This window comes from Salipiger bermudensis (assembly GCF_020171625.1).
GTDB classification, from domain to species: domain Bacteria; phylum Pseudomonadota; class Alphaproteobacteria; order Rhodobacterales; family Rhodobacteraceae; genus Salipiger; species Salipiger bermudensis_B.
In genome coordinates this window covers 576670-592849 of the sequence record NZ_JAIUZY010000003.1, presented here as the reverse complement: position 1 = coordinate 592849, position 16180 = coordinate 576670, and the positions used below count along the sequence as shown (strand labels likewise).

The window sequence follows — 16180 nt, the reverse complement described above, 5'->3', positions numbered from 1 at the left end:
AATTATTGCGCGACGCCGTAGCGCGCGGTCCAGTCCTCCTCGAGCTTGACCATCCACGACGGGTGCGGCTCGGGCAGGATCTCGCCCAGTTCCTCGGGCGACAGCGTCGCCGGGCCGAACTCGATGCGGTCGAAGAGCAGCAGCTGCTCCGGCTCGAGCGAGGTCACGTCGAGCACGGTGCCGAGGCCCCAGACCTCCGGGTCGGCCATGCGGGCCTGCGCCTCGGGCGAGAGCAGGATGTTGGCCACCACCATGGCGCCGGCCTTGGCGTTGGCGTTGTAGGGGATGGCGACGAAGCTCGCATTGCCCAGCGTGCCGCCGTCGAGCACATGGCTACGCACGGTGTCGGGCAGCTGGCCCTTGGCGATGGCGTTGGAGGCGGCGTTGGGGTTGAAGTCGAAGCCGATATCGATCTCGTTGTCGGCCATCAGCTGCAGCATCCGCGCGCCGTTCTGCGGGTAGGCCCGGCCCTGCCGCCAGAGGTTCGGCGTCAGCTCGTCCATGAAGGCCCAGAGCGGCGCGGTGGTGGCCTCGTAATCGGCGTCCTCGACCGGCCCCTCGAGGGCCATCATGTCGGGCGAGAACGCGATCAGCGCCTGTTTCAGGAAGGTCGCGCCAAGGAAATCGGGCGGCTGCGGAAAGGTGAAACGGCCGGGATTGGCCTGCGTCCACGCCAGCAGCGTGGGCATGGTGCGCGGCGGCTCGGCGAGGCGGGCGCTGTCGTGGTAGAACACCAGCTGCGCCATGCCCCACGGGCTTTCCATGCCCTCGGTCGGAACGGTGAAATCCGCGGTGAGGGCGGTGTTCTCGGGATCGGTCAGGGCGCGGTTGGGCAGCGCCTCGGCCCACGGCCCGAACAGCAGGTCCTGCTCCTTCATCGAGGCGAAGTTCTCGCCGTTGATCCAGATGAGGTCGATCGCACCGCCCTCGTCCTTGCCGGCGGTCTTCTCGGCCAGCACCCGGCTCACCGCCTCTGCGGTGTCGGAGAGCTTCACGTGTTCGACCGTCACGCCCTGTTCGGCGGCCTGCTCGCCGATCCAGGCGATGAAGTCGTTGGTGGTGTCGGAGCCGCCCCAGGCGTTCCAGTACACGGTCTGGCCCTGCGCCTCGGCGGTCACCGCGTCCCAGTCGGTGGGATCGGGATCGGCCAGGGCCGGCATGGCGAGCGCGGCCGCGAGGGCTGCGGCGGCAAGCATGGGTTTCATCTGGGATCCTCCGGGGTCACTGCGGTGTTTTGCCAAGTTTTCCAAAGCTTATGGCAACGGCTTATGGCCGGCGTCAAATGACTTTCCGGTGGGGAAGGTTACAGCGACCCGAGGGCGCGGTCGCCGGGTCTCCTACCGGCAAAGCAGGTGGGGCGGGGCGGGCAACATTTCTGGCCGGGGGCGCGTGCTCGGCACGATGGTCAGCGGCGCGCTTGTTCCCGGACGAGGGCGAAAGCCTAACCGGCAGAGCGAGGTCCGCGCCCTCTGCCGCGCATACGCTCGGACGCGAGCCCGCGAGCGCTGGTGACGGCCTCACCAACGCTCACTGAGGGGTTCTAACGGTGCACGCCGTGCCACGGCCGTCCCGTCCAGCGCGCGCCGGGAATATGGCAGATGACCGACGGGAGCGGCGCGCTCACGCCTCGACGGAGGGGCCGTGGCGCGCCACGATGTCCGGCAGCTGGTCGAAATGGTCGAAGACATAGGTGTGGTAGAGTTCCGAGACCGGTGTCTTGCGGTAGCCCTCGGTATAGAGCGCGAAGGGCAGCCCGGCGCGCCGGGCGGTCTCGGCATCGACCTCGCTGTCGCCGATATAGAGCGCCCGGCTGGCGCCGAGGGCGCGGGCCACGTGCTGCAGGGGCGCCGGATCGGGCTTGCGCTGAGGCAGGGTGTCGCCGCTTGCGACGGCCTGTATGAACCGGTCGAGGCCGAAATGGCGCAGCGCGATGCGCGTGGGCGCGTCGGGCTTGTTGGTACAAAGCCCCATCGGATGCCCCGCCGCCTCGAGCCGTGCCAGCGCGTCGACCACGCCGGGATAGAGCACGGTGTTGGCGGGTTCGCCCTCGTAATGGGCCATGAACTTGGCAAGCAGGCGGGCATGGTCGTCAGGGTTCTCGCCCAGTCCGACCGCCGCCATGACGCGGCTGATCAGGTTGGCCGCCCCCTTGCCGATGAAGCTGCGCGTCTGCTCGAAGGTGATCTCGGGCAGGCCCTCGTCGCACAGCACGAGGTTGGTCGCGATGTGCAGGTCGGGGGCGCTGTCGATCAGCGTGCCGTCGAGGTCGAAGATCAGGGCGGTGCGGGACGCGGTCATGGGCTGTCCTTCCTTGGCTTGGCGCAGGGCGGGCGCGTCGGTCAGTTGGGCTTCCACTTGATCGAGCAGCCCATGGAGGGGATCTGCTCCGCCGGTCCGTGCCCGGTCTCGGCGACCTGTTTCATCGCCTCAAAGAGGTCGCGGCGCAGATCGGCCGGGCCGGCCTCCCGGCGCGAGGCGTCGAGCCGGCCGCGATACTGCAGCCCGCCGGCGGCGTCGTAGCCGAAGAAATCCGGCGTGCAGGCCGCACCATAGGCGCGGGCCACGCCCTGTTCTTCGTCGTAGAGATAGGGGAAGGGAAAGCCCTTCTTCGCCGCCATCGCCCGCATGTTCTCGAAGCTGTCCTGCGGGTAGGCCTCGGCATCGTTGGCGCTGATCGCCACGACGCCGATGCCGAGGGCCTGCAGGTCACGGGCATCGCGGATGATCCGGTCGAGCACCGCGAGCACGTAGGGGCAATGGTTGCAGATGAGCATCACCAGCGTGCCCTTTGGCCCTGCGATGTCGCGCAACGTATGGGTCCGGCCGTCCGTGTCCGGCAGCGAGAAGCCGGGCGCGGGCCGTCCGAAATCGCAGAGGGGCGGGACGACCGGCATGGCTCAGGCCGCCTTCACGCGGGCGCCTTCGGCGGCCTCGCGGATGGCGCGCATGTTCTCGCCGTAGACCTCGGGCGTGTCGACCGAGCCGCCCTTGAACACGGCGGAACCCGCGACCAGAACATCGGCCCCGGCCTCGACCACCAGCGGCGCGGTCTCGGGCGTGATGCCGCCGTCGATCTGGATGTGGATCGGGCGATCGCCGATCATCTGGCGCACCTTGCGGGTCTTCTCGACGCCGGAATGGATGAACTTCTGACCGCCGAAGCCGGGGTTCACGGTCATGATCAGCACCATGTCGCAGAGGTCGAGCACATCGGCCACGGCCTCGGCCGGGGTGCCGGGGTTGAGCACCACACCGGCCTTCACGCCCTGCGCGCGGATCGCCTGAAGGGTGCGGTGAATGTGCGGTCCTGCCTCGACATGGGCGGTGATCATGTCGGCGCCCGCCTCGGCATAGGCCTCGATATAGGGGTCGACCGGGGCGATCATGAGGTGCACGTCCATGAAGGTCTTCACATGCGGGCGGAACGCCTTCACCGCCGGCGGGCCGAAGGTCAGGTTGGGCACGAAATGCCCGTCCATCACGTCGACATGGACCCAGTCGGCGCCCTGCGCCTCGATGGCGCGGATCTCGGCGCCGAAATTGGCGAAATCTGCCGACAGGATCGACGGAGCGATCTTGATCGAACGGTCGAAGCTCATGCGCATGTCTCCCTTTGCGCGCGGTCCGCGTCGCGCCCGCCCCGGAAGACGCGGCTGGCGCGAAGGTCCGCCTTCGTGATGGTGCCCGGCGCCAGCGCGTCGAGCAGCCGGTTTGGCCTGCCGCAGCAGCGCCCGGTCGGGCGCAGTGAGTGCGCCTTCAAGGTGCGGCGGCGCGCTCGCGGCCCGATATACGCATCCTTCGCACGCTTGCCACCCTCGGCAAAGACGTAATTCGGCTCCACCGACAGGCTGTCGGGCCTGTCACCGTGGGACACTCGCTGCGGGAGAGGAGGTCGGGACGGTCTTGGCGCGCCGGTCTGTCCGTCGGCACATGTTGACGGAGCGATTGCGCGATCGTTGTGGCTGGCCCGCCTCATCCGCATGAGGATCTCGATCGCCGGCTGTCCGTCGTTCTGCTTCGAAAGCTGGGGTGCGGGCGCCTCAAGATTTTTCGTACGAAAAATCTTGAGGCCAAGAATTTTAGCTAAAATTCTTGGGCGCGCCGTTCAGCCGCCGGGGCCCTTGCGGATGTTGTCGGGCAGCCAGGTGGCGAGTTCCGGGAAGGCGATCAGCACGAAGACCATCACCACCATGATCAGGAACATCGGGATCGCCGCCTTCGCGATGAAGGTCATCTCGTGCCCGGTCATGCCCTGCAGCACGAAAAGGTTGAAGCCGATCGGCGGCGTGATCTGCGCCATTTCGACCACCACCACGATGAAGATGCCGAACCAGATGATGTCGATGCCCTGCGCCCGGATCATCGGCTCGACCACGGCCATGGTCAGCACCACCGACGAGATCCCGTCGAGGAACATGCCGAGGATGATGTAGAACACCAGAAGCGCCATCAGCAGCTCGAAGCGTGTCAGCTCCCAGCTTGCAATCAGGTCGGCAAGGCCGCGCGGGATGCCGGTGAAGCCCATCGACAGCGACAGGAACGAGGCCCCGGCGAGAATGAGCGCGATCATCGCCGAGGTGCGCACGGCACCCATCAGGCTCTCGCTGAAGCTCGACCAGGTCAGCGACCCTTGCGTCGCGGCAAGGATCAGCGAACCGATCACGCCGAAGGCAGCGGCCTCGGTGGCGGTGGCGATGCCCATGTACATGGAGCCGATCACCACCAGGATCAGGCAGATCACCGGGATCAGGAAGCGCGAGTTCTTGAGCTTCTCGAGAAGGCTCATCCTCGGCTCGGGATCGGGGTTGAAGCCCTTCGAGGCGAAGGACATCACCGCCACGTAGCCCATGAACATCAGCGCCAGGACGAGCCCGGGCAGGACGCCGGCCATGAACAGCTTGGTGACGCTTTCGTTGATCGTGACGCCGTAGACGATGAGCGTCAGCGAGGGAGGGATCATCAGCCCCAGCGTGGCCGCACCAGCCAGCGTGCCGATCACCATGGTCTCGGGGTAGTTGCGCTTGCGCAGCTCGGGGATCGACATCTTGCCCACCGTGGTCAGTGTGGCCGCCGACGAGCCCGAGACCGCGGCAAACACCGTGCAGCCGACGATGTTGGTATGCACCAGCCCGCCGGGCAGGCGCGCCATCCACGGGCTGAGACCGCGGAACATGTCCTCGGACAATCGCGTCCTATACAGGATCTCGCCCATCCAGATGAACAGCGGCAGGGCGGTCAGGGTCCAGCTCGAGGACGAGGCCCAGACCTTGGTGATCATGGCGTCGCCCGCGGGGCGCGAGGTGAAGAGTTCCATGCCGACATAGGCCACGCCCATGAGTGCGAGGCCCACCCACACGCCGGAGCCCAGCAGCAGGAACAGCACGAAAAGGAAGATCGCGATCGGGATCATCTGTTCCATGTCACTCTCCCTGGCTCTGATCGACGAGATCGGTGGAGATGCCGTGCGAGCCGGTGACGATCAGGCGCACGAGGTGATCCCAGAAGGCGATGGCCAGCAACACGGTGCCGATCGACATGGACAATTGCGGGATCCAGATCGGCGTCGCGTCGAGCCCCTGACTGAGCTCGTTCCAGCGGTGCGAGATCTGGTTGCCCCGGATGGCGTACCACGCGAACCAGGTCGAGATCGCGGCGCCGAGGCCGAAGCACCAGAGCTCGCCCCACCAGCGCAAGCGCCCGAGCGCGGTGAGAAACAGCGACACCCGGATATGGGCGCCGTGGTTCAGCGCATAGGCGAAGGCAAAGAACGATGCCGCCGCCATGCAGTAGCCGGCATAGGAGGTGGCGCCGGGAAACACCTGCCCGGTCCAGCGCGCCAGCATCTGCAGCACGATGATCGACAGGATCGCGATCAGGAAAAGCGAGGCGATCACGCCCCCGATGAAGTAGAGCGTGTCGAGTATGCGCCTGAGCGCCTTCGCGGCCGCCATGTCCTGTCCCTCGCTGTCGGTTCTGGCGCTTTTGTCCCGCCAGGGCGGGGAGGCGCCTTGTCTTGTGTGGATGGCCCCGAAACAGGGGCAGGCAAATACGGGCCCGCGCCGTGGCAGGCCCGTGATCCGTGTTTCGCTCTCGCGCGGTGGGCGCTTATTCGCCCTTGTAGGCGTCGATGATCGCCTTGCCGTCTTCTCCGGCCGCCTCGAGCCAGTCGTCGGTCATGGTGGCGCCGAGGTCCTGCAGCTGGCCCATCACGTGATCCGAGGCGCGCCCGACGGTCATGCCGTTCTTCTTCAGCTCCTCCAGCGTGAAGGCGGTGTACTCCTTCGACTTGGCGAGGCCGTCGGCGGCGGCGGTCGCGGCGCAGTCCTCCATCACGGCCTTGGTCTCGTCGGGCAGGTCGTTCCACGCGTCGAGGTTCACGAAGACCGCGTTGCGCGGCAGCCATGCGTCGACCTCGTAGAAATGCGACAGGTGCTCCCAGACGCCGCGGTCATAGCCGGTGGCGCCCGAGGAGATGAAGCTCTCGGCCACGCCGGTGGCCAGCGCCTGGCTCAGTTCCGCGGCCTCGACCTGCACCGGCAACATGCCGGTCAGCTCGGCCATGCGCGCGGTCGCGGTGGAGTAGGAGCGGAACTTCACGCCCCGGAGGTCCTCGATGTCCTCGATCGCCATGTCGGTGTAGAGGCCCTGCGGCGGCCACGGCAGGGAGTAGAGGTAATGCAGGTTGTCTTCTTCCAGCGCCGCGGCGACATAGGGCGATGCGATCTCCCAGAGCTTTTCGTGCTCGTCGAAGGAGGACACGAGGAACGGGATCGAGTCGACGCCGTAGAGCGGGTTCTCGTTCTGGTGCGCCGAAAGCAGACGCTCGCCGATATTGGCCTGCCCGGTCATCACCGCGCGCTTGATCTCGGCACCGCCGAACAGCGAGCCCGACGGGTGGGTGACGATCTCGAGATCGCCGCCGGTCCCCTCGGTGACGCAGGCGGCGAAGGCGGCGCCGATCTCGGAGTGGAAGTTGGTGGCCGCGTAGGCCATCGGCATGTCCCACTTCTCGGCCTGCGCCGTGGCGCCGATCCCGGCCAGCGCGGTGGCGGCGAGCAGTGTGTTGATGGTCTTCATGCTGAAAGTCCCTGTTGTTCGTGTTCTAACGTTATTGTGCGAGTTCAGTGAAACCGATCCGGGGCGTAGGGCGCAAGGTTGATGTTCGGGGTCTGGCCCGAGATCAGCTGCGACAGCAGCCGCCCGGTCTTGGGGCCGCCTGTCAAACCGACATGATCGTGGCCGAACCCCATGTAGGCGCCGCTCACGACGGGGGATTCGCCGATCACCGGCAGGGAATCGGACATCGAGGGGCGGTGCCCCATCCACTCCACGGTCTTCTTCCAGGTCAGTCCGGGGATGGCGGCGCGGATCTGCTTCTCAAGGAGCGCGAAGGGCGCACGCGACGGCGGCAGGTCGAGCCCGCCGAGCTCGACGATGCCCGCGAGCCGCAGCCGGCCGTCCATCGGGGTGGCCACGAACTTGCCCGAGGCGATCATCACCGGCGAGCGGGGCATCACCGAGGGCTCGTAGAGCTCAAGATGGTAGCCACGCTCGGATTCGAGCGGTGGCTTGACGCCGAGCTTGGCGGCGAGCGGGCCGGACCAGACCCCGGCGGTCAGCACCGCGGCGTCGCAGGCGATGGTCTCGCCGCCGATCCGTACGCCGCTGACCTTGCCCTTGTCGCGCGCGATGTCGCTGACCTCGCCGATGATCAGCCGGCCGCCCTGCGCCTGCACATGCGCGGCGAGATCCTTCACGTATCGGCCGGGATCGCTGATGCGGCCGTGATCGGGAAAGCGGGCGGCACAGGTCATCTGCGGGCTCCAGATCGGGTCGTAGTCGCGGAACGCCTGATCCTCGAGCAGCTCCCACGCGAACCCGTTCTCCCTGCGCACCGAGAAGCCGAAGGCGTCGGCCTCGTAATCGGCGCGGGTGTTGTAGATGAACACGTAGTCGCTTGGCACGATCCATGATTCAGCCCCGGTCCCGGTGGCGAGGGCAAGGTGGTCCGACAGGCTGTCGCCGATGATCGGGGTCGCCGCCGCGGCCCGCCTGCGGGCGCTGTCGGCATTGGCATGGCGCATGTATTTCATCAGCCACGGCGCGAGTTTGGGCAGGTAGGACCACTTGAGGAACAGCGGCTGGTCGGGATCGAGCAGCATCTTCGGGGCCTTGGCCCACAGGCCCGGCCCCGGCACCGGCATCACCGAGCAGGAGGCCAGCACGCCGCCATTGCCGTGGCTGGTGCCCTCTCCGGGGCCGGCCTTGTCGATCAGGATCACCTCGTGCCCGTCGCGCTGCAGCCAGATCGCGGTCGAGACGCCCACGATGCCGGCGCCGATCACTGCCACTGTCTTCTTCATCTTGCCCCTTTCCACGGCGGCTCCCGCGCCGCCGCCCGTTCCTGCTGCCGGGATCAAGCGCAGCTTCGCCGTGCCTGTCAATCAGGCGAGGCGGGGAAAGGGGCTGGTCTCGGGGGCGGCTCCGGGCGTAAGCCTCGGAAGACAGCACGAGACACGGGAGTTCGCATGAGCCTTGTCATCCCCCCGATGGAGACGCCCTCCATCGCCATCGCCGGCCGCGACGACCGCTTCCCGGTGCGCCGCATCTTCTGCGTCGGGCGCAACTACGCCGCCCATGCCCGCGAGATGGGGCGCGACCCGGACCGCGAGCCGCCGTTCTTCTTCACCAAGCCCGCCGATGCGGTGGTGGCGGACGGGGCGACCATTCCCTATCCGCCGCAGACCGAGAACCTGCATTACGAGGCCGAGCTGGTGGTGGCCATCGGCGCCGGCGGGCGCGACATCCCGGCGGACCGGGCGCTCGAGCATGTCTGGGGCTACGCGGTGGGCAACGACCTCACCCGGCGCGACATGCAGAACGACGCCAAGGAACTGCGCCGCCCGTGGGACCTGTCGAAAGGGTTCGACCGCTCGGCGGTGATCGGGGCGCTGGTTCCGGCCGGCGCGATCGGCCACCCCTCCGGGGGGCGCATCAGCCTGTCGGTCAACGGCGCGCTGAAACAGGACGGCGATCTCGGCGAGATGATCTGGCCGGTCGCGGACGTGGTGGCCTTCCTGTCGGAAAGCGTCGAGCTGGCGCCGGGCGATCTCATCATGACGGGCACGCCGGCCGGGGTCGGGGCCCTTGTGCCCGGCGACACATGCGTCGTCGCCATCGAAGGGATCGGCGAGATCACCACCACCATCGGCCCGCGCGCGTAACCGCCGGACGCCTTTGCATCACACGCCCCGCAGCGGTGGCGGGGCGGCCGCAACCGGTGCGCATGTCGCGCGGCCCGCCGTCCCGAAGGCCCGGCACGCGCGAGTTGACCGGGCCGACAGGGCCACGCCCCTGTCTTCTCTGGTTCGAAAATACCTCGGGGGTGAATTGGCGCTTGCGCCAAGAGGGGGCAGCGCCCCCTTGATCCGCCCGCGCAAACCGCCCGCACGGACCGATCGTGGCGCGATCTCGCCGCGCCACGACATCGCTTTACCAGCCCTCAGGCGGCGATGCTGCGGCTGCCCGCGGCGTCCGGGGCCGGGCTTCGGGCGGCGGCATAGCTCGCAGCGCCCTGTCTCGGCGGGGTGGAGAGCGCGGCGGCGGTCTCGCCGGTTCCGGCGCTCATGCTCGCCACCAAGAGGCTTTTCTTGAAGCTCTCCTGCGCGGCGATGGCCTCGGCGCGGGCCGCGGCGATGTCCTCTTCCGGAGCGGTTTCGGCTGCGGGTGCCTTGCTGGCAGTGTTGGATGCTGCGCCCGATGCGGGGGAGGCGGTCTCGGCGCGGACCGCGGCGGAGCGGTCGGACCGGGCGAGGTCGTCGGCTTTCGCCGCGCGGTAGGAGCTGGCGGTGCCGTTCTCGGTGCCGGCGTTGGAGGTCTTCTGCGCGGCGCCGGTTTCAGTCACGGGCAGCGCCTCGGGCCCGGGTTTTCCGGCGGCTGCCGGCTTGGTCACAGGCTGCGCCGCGGAGGGGGAGAAGAGCCCCGCCGTGGCACTCGTTATCATACCTAGCATTCTATTCACCTTTCTGGTCGCTATGGCGATCTGCCTGAGCGCGAAGCGTGGAGAAAGTTGGGCGACAGATAGACCTTTAGACGCCACGATCGTTTTTCATGCCGAAATTGTGTAGCCGCCGGGCGCGTGTCGGCTGATCCCGCAGCGTGACGCGAGAAACTGCGGGCGAGGGGCAGCGAAAAATGCGTGTATAGCGTGCGCGCGCGGCGTTCCGGGGGCATTGCCAGATTCGAGATTCGACATCGGGCACGGCAGCCGGCCCCCCTCAAAGCACCGCTACATCTTGATAAACGCACAATGACGTGGCGTTTTGCCCCTTGTCTGCGGGCGCGAAATCGGATGTTGGTCCGCCTCATGTCATCGAGCCCGCAGACCTCGTGGTTTTGCAACGCGCAGCTGCGTTATTCACGTAAAGATTGCTGCGGCTCGAATTCACTTTACCTTGGCGAGAAGGGAGCGGACTGCTCTCGACCCCAAGACAGGGAGGCACATGCCATGACGCGATTGACCCGATTGACCCTGACCACGTTCCTCAGCGCCGGCCTTGCCGCAGGCGCCGTGGCGCAGGAGACCCATCCCGAGACCGGCGACACGCTGGCGGCGGATCAGACCTTCACCTACCGAATCCTCGACAACATCTCCTCGATCGACCCGCAGATCGTCGAGGACACCGACGGCTCCGACGTCGTGCGCGACCTCTTCGAGGGCCTGCTGAACCAGGACGAGAACGGCGAACTGGTGCCCGGCGTGGCCACCGACTGGGAGGTCTCGGACGACAAGATGACCTACACCTTCCACCTGCGCGACGATGCCAAGTGGTCGAACGGCGATCCGGTCACCGCCGGCGATTTCGTCTACGCCTGGCGCCGCGCCGCGGATCCCGCCACCGCCTCGCCCTACCAGTGGTTCATCTCGCTGATGTCGCTCGAGAACGGCGATGCCGTCGTCGCCGGTGACATGGCCCCCGAGGAGCTTGGCGTCGAGGCCATCGACGACACCACGCTCGAGGTGCGCCTGACCTCGCCGCTGCCCTATTTCCCGCAGATGGTGGTGCACTCGACCACCTTCCCGTCGCCGCAGAGCGTCATCGAAGAGCATGGCTCGGCCTGGACCAACCCCGCGAACTTCGTCGGCAACGGTGCCTTCGTGCTGACCGAGATGAACCCCGGTGAGTCCATCGTGCGCGAGAAGAACGACCAGTACTGGGATGCCGAGAACGTCATCCTCGACAAGTCGGTGGCGCTGATCATCAACGACGAGAACGTGGCCCTGACCCGCTACCGCGCCGGCGAGCTCGACATGACCGACATCCCCGCCGGCCAGTTCCCGCGCCTGCGCGACGAGTACGGCGAGGAGGCGCACAGCTTCCCGAAGCTCTGCAACTACTACTACACCTTCAACCTCTCCGACAGCGGCCCCGAGGCCTTCAAGGACCCCAAGGTCCGCAGGGCGCTGGCGCTGGCGGTGGACCGTGACATCATCGTCAACAACGTCATGGCCGGTGGTCAGCCCCCCGCCTACGTCTTCACCCCCGAGGCCACCGCGGGCTTCGAGGCGCCCGAGACCGAGCTGGCGAGCATGACCCAGTCCGAGCGTGACGAGCGCGCCCGCGAACTGCTGGCCGAGGCCGGCTACGGCGAGGACAACCCGCTGACCTTCGACATGGTCTACAACACCTCCGAGGCGCACCAGAAGGTGGCCGTGGTGCTGTCGCAGATGTGGAAGCAGAAGCTCGGCGTGCAGGCACAGCTCTCCAACATGGAGTGGAAGGTGTTCCTCGAGGAGCGCGGCAACCAGAACTTCGAGATGGCCCGCGGCGCATGGTGCGGCGACTACAACGAGGCGTCGTCCTTCCTTGACCTGCTGCAGTCCGACTCGGGCTACAACGACGGCAAGTATTCGAACCCCGAGTACGACCAGCTGCTCGAGGACGCGCTGACCGCCGACGACACCACGCCGCTCTACACCCGGGCGGAAGAGATCCTTGCCGAGGACATGCCGGTGATCCCGCTCTACCACTATGCGGGCGTCTACATGATCGATGAGTCTCTGAAGAACTTCCCGGTGAACAACATCCAGTTCAACTGGTACTCCAAGGACCTCTACAAGGCCGCCGAGTAAACCGACCCGAGCGCCCCGCCATCCGGCAGGGGCGCTCGCCCACGGGGACCCCTGACATGCTGATCTATATCATCCGGCGGCTTCTGGTCGCCATTCCGACCATTGCGCTGCTGGTGATCGCCGCCTTTTGCATGATGCACCTCGCGCCGGGCGGGCCGTTCACCTCCGAGCGCCCGCTGCCGCCCGACGTTCTGGCCAATATCGAGGCCCGCTACGGGCTCGACCAGCCGCTGTGGAAGCAGCTCTGGGACTATTTCGTCAACATCGTGCTGCATTTCGATTTCGGCCCGTCCTTCGTCTACAAGGACCGCGACGTGAACGACATCATCGCGACCGGCTTCCCGATCTCGCTGACCTACGGCTCGCTGGCCTTCCTCGCCGCCACGCTGGTGGGTGTCGCGCTGGGCATCGCCGCCGCGATCCGCCACAACACCTGGATCGACTATTTCGCCGTCAGCCTCGGCATCGCGGCGCAGGCGCTGCCCAACTTCATCATGGGCCCGATCCTGATCCTGACCTTCACGCTCTGGCTCGGCTGGCTGCCGGGCGGTGGCTGGAACGGCGGCCAGTGGGAGTATCTCATCATGCCGGTGATCGCGCTCTCGACCTCCTACATGGGCTCGATCGCACGCATCACGCGCTCCTCGATGCTCGAGGTGATGAACGCCAACTTCATCCGCACCGCGCGGGCCAAGGGCCTGCCGCAGCGCTCGATCATCTGGCGCCACGCGATGAAGCCGACGCTGCTGCCGGTGGTCTCCTATCTTGGCCCGGTCTTCGTCTACGTGCTGACCGGCTCGGTCTTCGTCGACCTGTATTTCTCCACCGGCGGCCTCGGGCAGGCCTATGTGAACTCCGCCCTGACCCGCGATTACGCGGTGCTGCTGGGCGTGACGATCCTCTACGGCGCCCTGACCGTCATCGTGAACCTTCTGACCGACCTCGCCTATGCGTGGTTCGATCCCAAGATCCGGTACTGACATGGCAATCTTCGGCACTTCCCCCAAAGCCGCGGAGCTGGCGGACGACATCACCGATTTCACCGCCGTGCGGGGCCGGTCGCTGTTTCGCGACGCGCTCAACCGCTTCCTGCGCAACAAGGCCGCCATGGCGAGCCTCTTCATCCTCGTGCTGATCGTGGGCTTCGTGATCTTCGGTCCGTTCTTCTCGCAATGGTCGAACGAAGAGATCGACTGGGTCGTGATGGGCGACGTGAAGGGCATGGGCGGCCCGTCGCTCGAGACCGGGCACTATTTCGGCGTCGACGACCTTGGCCGTGACCTCTTCGCCCGCACCATCCAGGCGACCCAGACCTCGCTGCTGGTGGGCCTGATCGGCGCCGCCATGGCGCTGCTCGTCGGCACCTTCTGGGGTGTCGTGGCGGGCTATTACGGCGGCAGGCTCGACAGCATCATGATGCGCTTCGTCGACATCCTGCTGGCGATCCCGCTGACGCTGGTGCTGATCCTGATCCTCGTGGTGGCCGGGCGCAGCTTCACGGCACTGTTCCTCGGGCTCGGCGCGGTGTCGTGGCTCACCATGAGCCGCATCGTGCGCGGCCAGACGCTGGCGCTCAAGAGCCGCGAGTTCATCGAGGCGGCGCGCGCCACCGGCGTGTCGGAAGGCACCATCATCTGGCGCCACATCCTGCCCAACCTCGCCGGCGTGGTGATCGTCTACGCCTCGCTGCTGGTGCCCGAGATGATCCTTGCGGAATCGTTCATCTCGTTCCTCGGCCTCGGCATCTCCGAGCCCAACACCTCGCTCGGGCGGCTGATCGCCGAAGGGGCAGGGACGATGGCCTACGGCACGCTCTGGCAGCTGCTCTTCCCGCTCTTCTTCTACGTCGCGCTGATCATTGCGATGTTCTTCGTGGGCGACGGCCTGCGCGACGCGCTCGACCCGAAGGATCGCTGACATGACCGTACTTTCCGTATCCGATCTGAAAGTGTCCTTCGACACGCCCGACGGCACCGTCGAGGCGGTCAAGGGCGTCTCCTTCGACATCGCGCCGGGCGAATGCCTCGGCATCGTGGGCGAGAGCGGCTCGGGCAAGAGTCAGAGCTTCATGGCCGCGATGGGGCTGATGCCCCCCAACGGGCGCGCCACCGGCTCGGTGACGCTGTCGGGGAACGAGATCCTCAACCTGCCGATCGGCAAGCTCAACAAGATCCGCGGCGCCGATGTGGGGATGATCTTCCAGGACCCGCTGACCGCGCTGACGCCGCATCTCAAGATCGGCGTGCAGATGGCCGAGGTGCTGCGGGTCCACAAGGGCCTGCGCGGCGCGGCGGCGCGCAAGCATTGTCTCGACTGGCTCAACCGCGTGCAGATCCCCGAGGCCGAGCGCCGGCTCGACCAGTATCCGCACGAGCTTTCGGGCGGGATGCGCCAGCGCGTTATGATCGCGCAGGCGATGCTCTGCGAACCCAAGCTGCTGATCGCCGACGAGCCGACCACGGCGCTCGACGTGACGGTGCAGGCCGAGGTGCTCGACCTGATGGCGCGGCTGCAGACCGAGCTGGGCACGGCGATCGCGCTGATCACGCACGACATGGGCGTGGTGGCGCGGATGTGCGACCGTGTGAAGGTGATGCGCAAGGGCGCCTTCGTCGAGGAGGGGCCGGTGGAGCGCATCTTTGCCGCGCCCGAGCACGAGTACACCCGCAAGCTGCTCGAGGCGATGCCGCGCATCGACACCGGCGACGCGCCGGGGCAGGTGAGCGGCAAGACGATCCTCGATGTCGACGACCTCAAGGTCCATTTCGACATTCACCAGAAGGGCGGTCTGTTCGGTCACAAGGTGCCGCTGAAAGCGGTGAACGGCGTGAGCTTCTCGCTGCGCGAAGGCGAGACGCTGGGCATCGTGGGCGAGTCGGGCTGTGGCAAGTCCACGCTGGCCCGCGCCGTGCTGCAGCTGATCGAGCCCTCGGCGGGCGCGGTGTCGTGGCTGGGCAAGCCGTTGAACGAGATGGACCGCAAGGCGCTCACCCGCGAGCGCAAGGATCTGCAGATCGTCTTCCAGGACCCGCTGGCCAGCCTCGACCCGCGGCTGACGATCTCGGACTCCATCGCCGAGCCGCTGAAGACCCACCGCCCCGAGATGACCGGGCGCGAGCGCCGCGAGACGGTTGTCGCGATGATGCAGCGGGTCGGGCTCGATCCGATCATGTACAACCGCTATCCGCACGAGCTCTCGGGCGGGCAGAACCAGCGGGTGGGCATCGCGCGCGCGATGATCACCAAGCCGCGGCTGATCATCTGCGACGAGGCGGTGAGCGCGCTCGACGTGTCGATCCAGGCGCAGATCGTGGCGCTGCTGAAGGAGCTGCAGGCCGAGTTCGGCATGTCGATGCTGTTCATCAGCCACGACCTGTCGGTCGTGCGGGCGATCTCGAACCGCATCATGGTGCTGTATCTGGGCCGCATCGTCGAGCTGGGCGATGCCGGCGCGGTCTGTGACGCGCCGCGCCACCCCTACACGCAGGCGCTGATCTCGGCGGTGCCGATCCCCGACCCCGAGGCCGAGCGGGCGCGGGCGCGGATCCGCATCCCCGGCGAGCTGCCCTCGCCGCTCGACCCGCGCGCGTCGCTGCGCTTCCTGCCCTCGAAGCTGAAGGATGGCGAAGAGGCGGTCTACGTGCCACGGCTCCACGACGTGGGCGGTGGCCATCTGGTGGCCGAGCACGACCCGCTCGAACGGCTGCTGGGCCGCGCTGTGGTCTGATCCTGCGGAGGCCCCGTCGACAGGCGGGGCCTTTTCTCTTGAGCTGACCGGGCGGGGCAGGGGAGTCTGATCGCGGGGATGCGGAGTTCCGTATATGGGCCGCCGTCCTAGGACGATGCACCGCTCGGGTACGCATTTCGCAGAGTTCGTGGGATAGCTGCGTCTGGCAAAGGCGGCCTCCGGACGTCCTGTGTGTTGCGCAGCAGTCCCCGATGCCGGACCCGGCACTTCGATCACGGAAATCTTGCTATAAGTCTGTGCGGTGAATGGGTTATCCTTCCCCGACACCTCATCTGTGGACCAGCGCCGGAGCAGACCCT

Annotated in this window: 14 protein-coding genes; 5 read left to right on the top strand and 9 right to left on the bottom strand. The window is 67.1% G+C overall.

The genetic code is table 11. The features are described from left to right. Window positions 1-2 precede the first annotated feature (2 nt). From LCM15_RS06360 to LCM15_RS06325, 8 genes are all read right to left on the bottom strand, one after another. Window positions 3-1205, bottom strand: a complete 1203-nt coding sequence (locus tag LCM15_RS06360; protein WP_224854442.1) for an ABC transporter substrate-binding protein — start codon at window positions 1203-1205, stop codon at window positions 3-5. A gap of 415 nt (window positions 1206-1620) precedes the next feature. Continuing rightward, window positions 1621-2298 carry a phosphoglycolate phosphatase gene (gene gph, locus LCM15_RS06355; protein ID WP_224854439.1) on the bottom strand — a complete coding sequence of 226 codons (678 nt, stop codon included), beginning with the start codon at window positions 2296-2298 and terminating at the stop codon, window positions 1621-1623. A 41-nt stretch (window positions 2299-2339) separates the two neighbouring features. Further along, complete coding sequence (locus LCM15_RS06350; RefSeq protein WP_224854437.1) at window positions 2340-2894, bottom strand: thioredoxin family protein; 555 nt, start codon at window positions 2892-2894, stop codon at window positions 2340-2342. 3 nt (window positions 2895-2897) lie between these two features. Next, window positions 2898-3599 (bottom strand): ribulose-phosphate 3-epimerase, encoded by a 702-nt coding sequence (rpe, locus tag LCM15_RS06345; protein ID WP_224854434.1) that lies wholly within the window; start codon window positions 3597-3599, stop codon window positions 2898-2900. Between the two features lie 506 nt (window positions 3600-4105). Beyond that, on the bottom strand, window positions 4106-5419 hold the full coding sequence (locus LCM15_RS06340; RefSeq protein ID WP_224854431.1) for a TRAP transporter large permease: 1314 nt from the start codon (window positions 5417-5419) through the stop codon (window positions 4106-4108). A gap of 1 nt (window position 5420) precedes the next feature. After that, window positions 5421-5951: a TRAP transporter small permease gene (locus LCM15_RS06335; RefSeq protein ID WP_224854429.1), complete on the bottom strand. Its 531-nt coding sequence runs from the start codon at window positions 5949-5951 to the stop codon at window positions 5421-5423. A gap of 154 nt (window positions 5952-6105) precedes the next feature. Beyond that, window positions 6106-7077 carry a TRAP transporter substrate-binding protein gene (locus LCM15_RS06330; RefSeq protein WP_224854427.1) on the bottom strand — a complete coding sequence of 324 codons (972 nt, stop codon included), beginning with the start codon at window positions 7075-7077 and terminating at the stop codon, window positions 6106-6108. 44 nt (window positions 7078-7121) lie between these two features. Then, complete coding sequence (locus LCM15_RS06325) at window positions 7122-8363, bottom strand: NAD(P)/FAD-dependent oxidoreductase (protein WP_224854424.1); 1242 nt, start codon at window positions 8361-8363, stop codon at window positions 7122-7124. 165 nt (window positions 8364-8528) lie between these two features. Here LCM15_RS06325 and LCM15_RS06320 point away from each other — a divergent pair, with 165 nt between their 5' ends. Further along, window positions 8529-9224 carry a fumarylacetoacetate hydrolase family protein gene (locus tag LCM15_RS06320; protein WP_224854421.1) on the top strand — a complete coding sequence of 232 codons (696 nt, stop codon included), beginning with the start codon at window positions 8529-8531 and terminating at the stop codon, window positions 9222-9224. Window positions 9225-9502: 278 nt separating this feature from the next. Here the strand turns inward: LCM15_RS06320 and LCM15_RS06315 are convergent, their stop codons facing one another. Beyond that, complete coding sequence (locus LCM15_RS06315; RefSeq protein WP_224854419.1) at window positions 9503-9904, bottom strand: hypothetical protein; 402 nt, start codon at window positions 9902-9904, stop codon at window positions 9503-9505. 603 nt (window positions 9905-10507) lie between these two features. Between LCM15_RS06315 and LCM15_RS06310 the strand changes: the two genes are divergently transcribed. The 4 genes from LCM15_RS06310 to LCM15_RS06295 are packed head-to-tail and all read left to right on the top strand — an operon-like array spanning window position 10508 to window position 15860. Then, complete coding sequence (locus LCM15_RS06310) at window positions 10508-12133, top strand: peptide ABC transporter substrate-binding protein (protein ID WP_224854416.1); 1626 nt, start codon at window positions 10508-10510, stop codon at window positions 12131-12133. Between the two features lie 56 nt (window positions 12134-12189). Then, window positions 12190-13113, top strand: a complete 924-nt coding sequence (gene oppB / locus LCM15_RS06305) for an oligopeptide ABC transporter permease OppB (protein WP_224854413.1) — start codon at window positions 12190-12192, stop codon at window positions 13111-13113. A 1-nt stretch (window position 13114) separates the two neighbouring features. Further along, window positions 13115-14050: an ABC transporter permease gene (locus LCM15_RS06300; protein WP_224854411.1), complete on the top strand. Its 936-nt coding sequence runs from the start codon at window positions 13115-13117 to the stop codon at window positions 14048-14050. 1 nt (window position 14051) lies between these two features. Next, window positions 14052-15860, top strand: coding sequence for a dipeptide ABC transporter ATP-binding protein (locus LCM15_RS06295; RefSeq protein ID WP_224854408.1), 1809 nt, complete (start codon window positions 14052-14054; stop codon window positions 15858-15860). The last annotated feature ends 320 nt before the right edge of the window (window positions 15861-16180 follow it).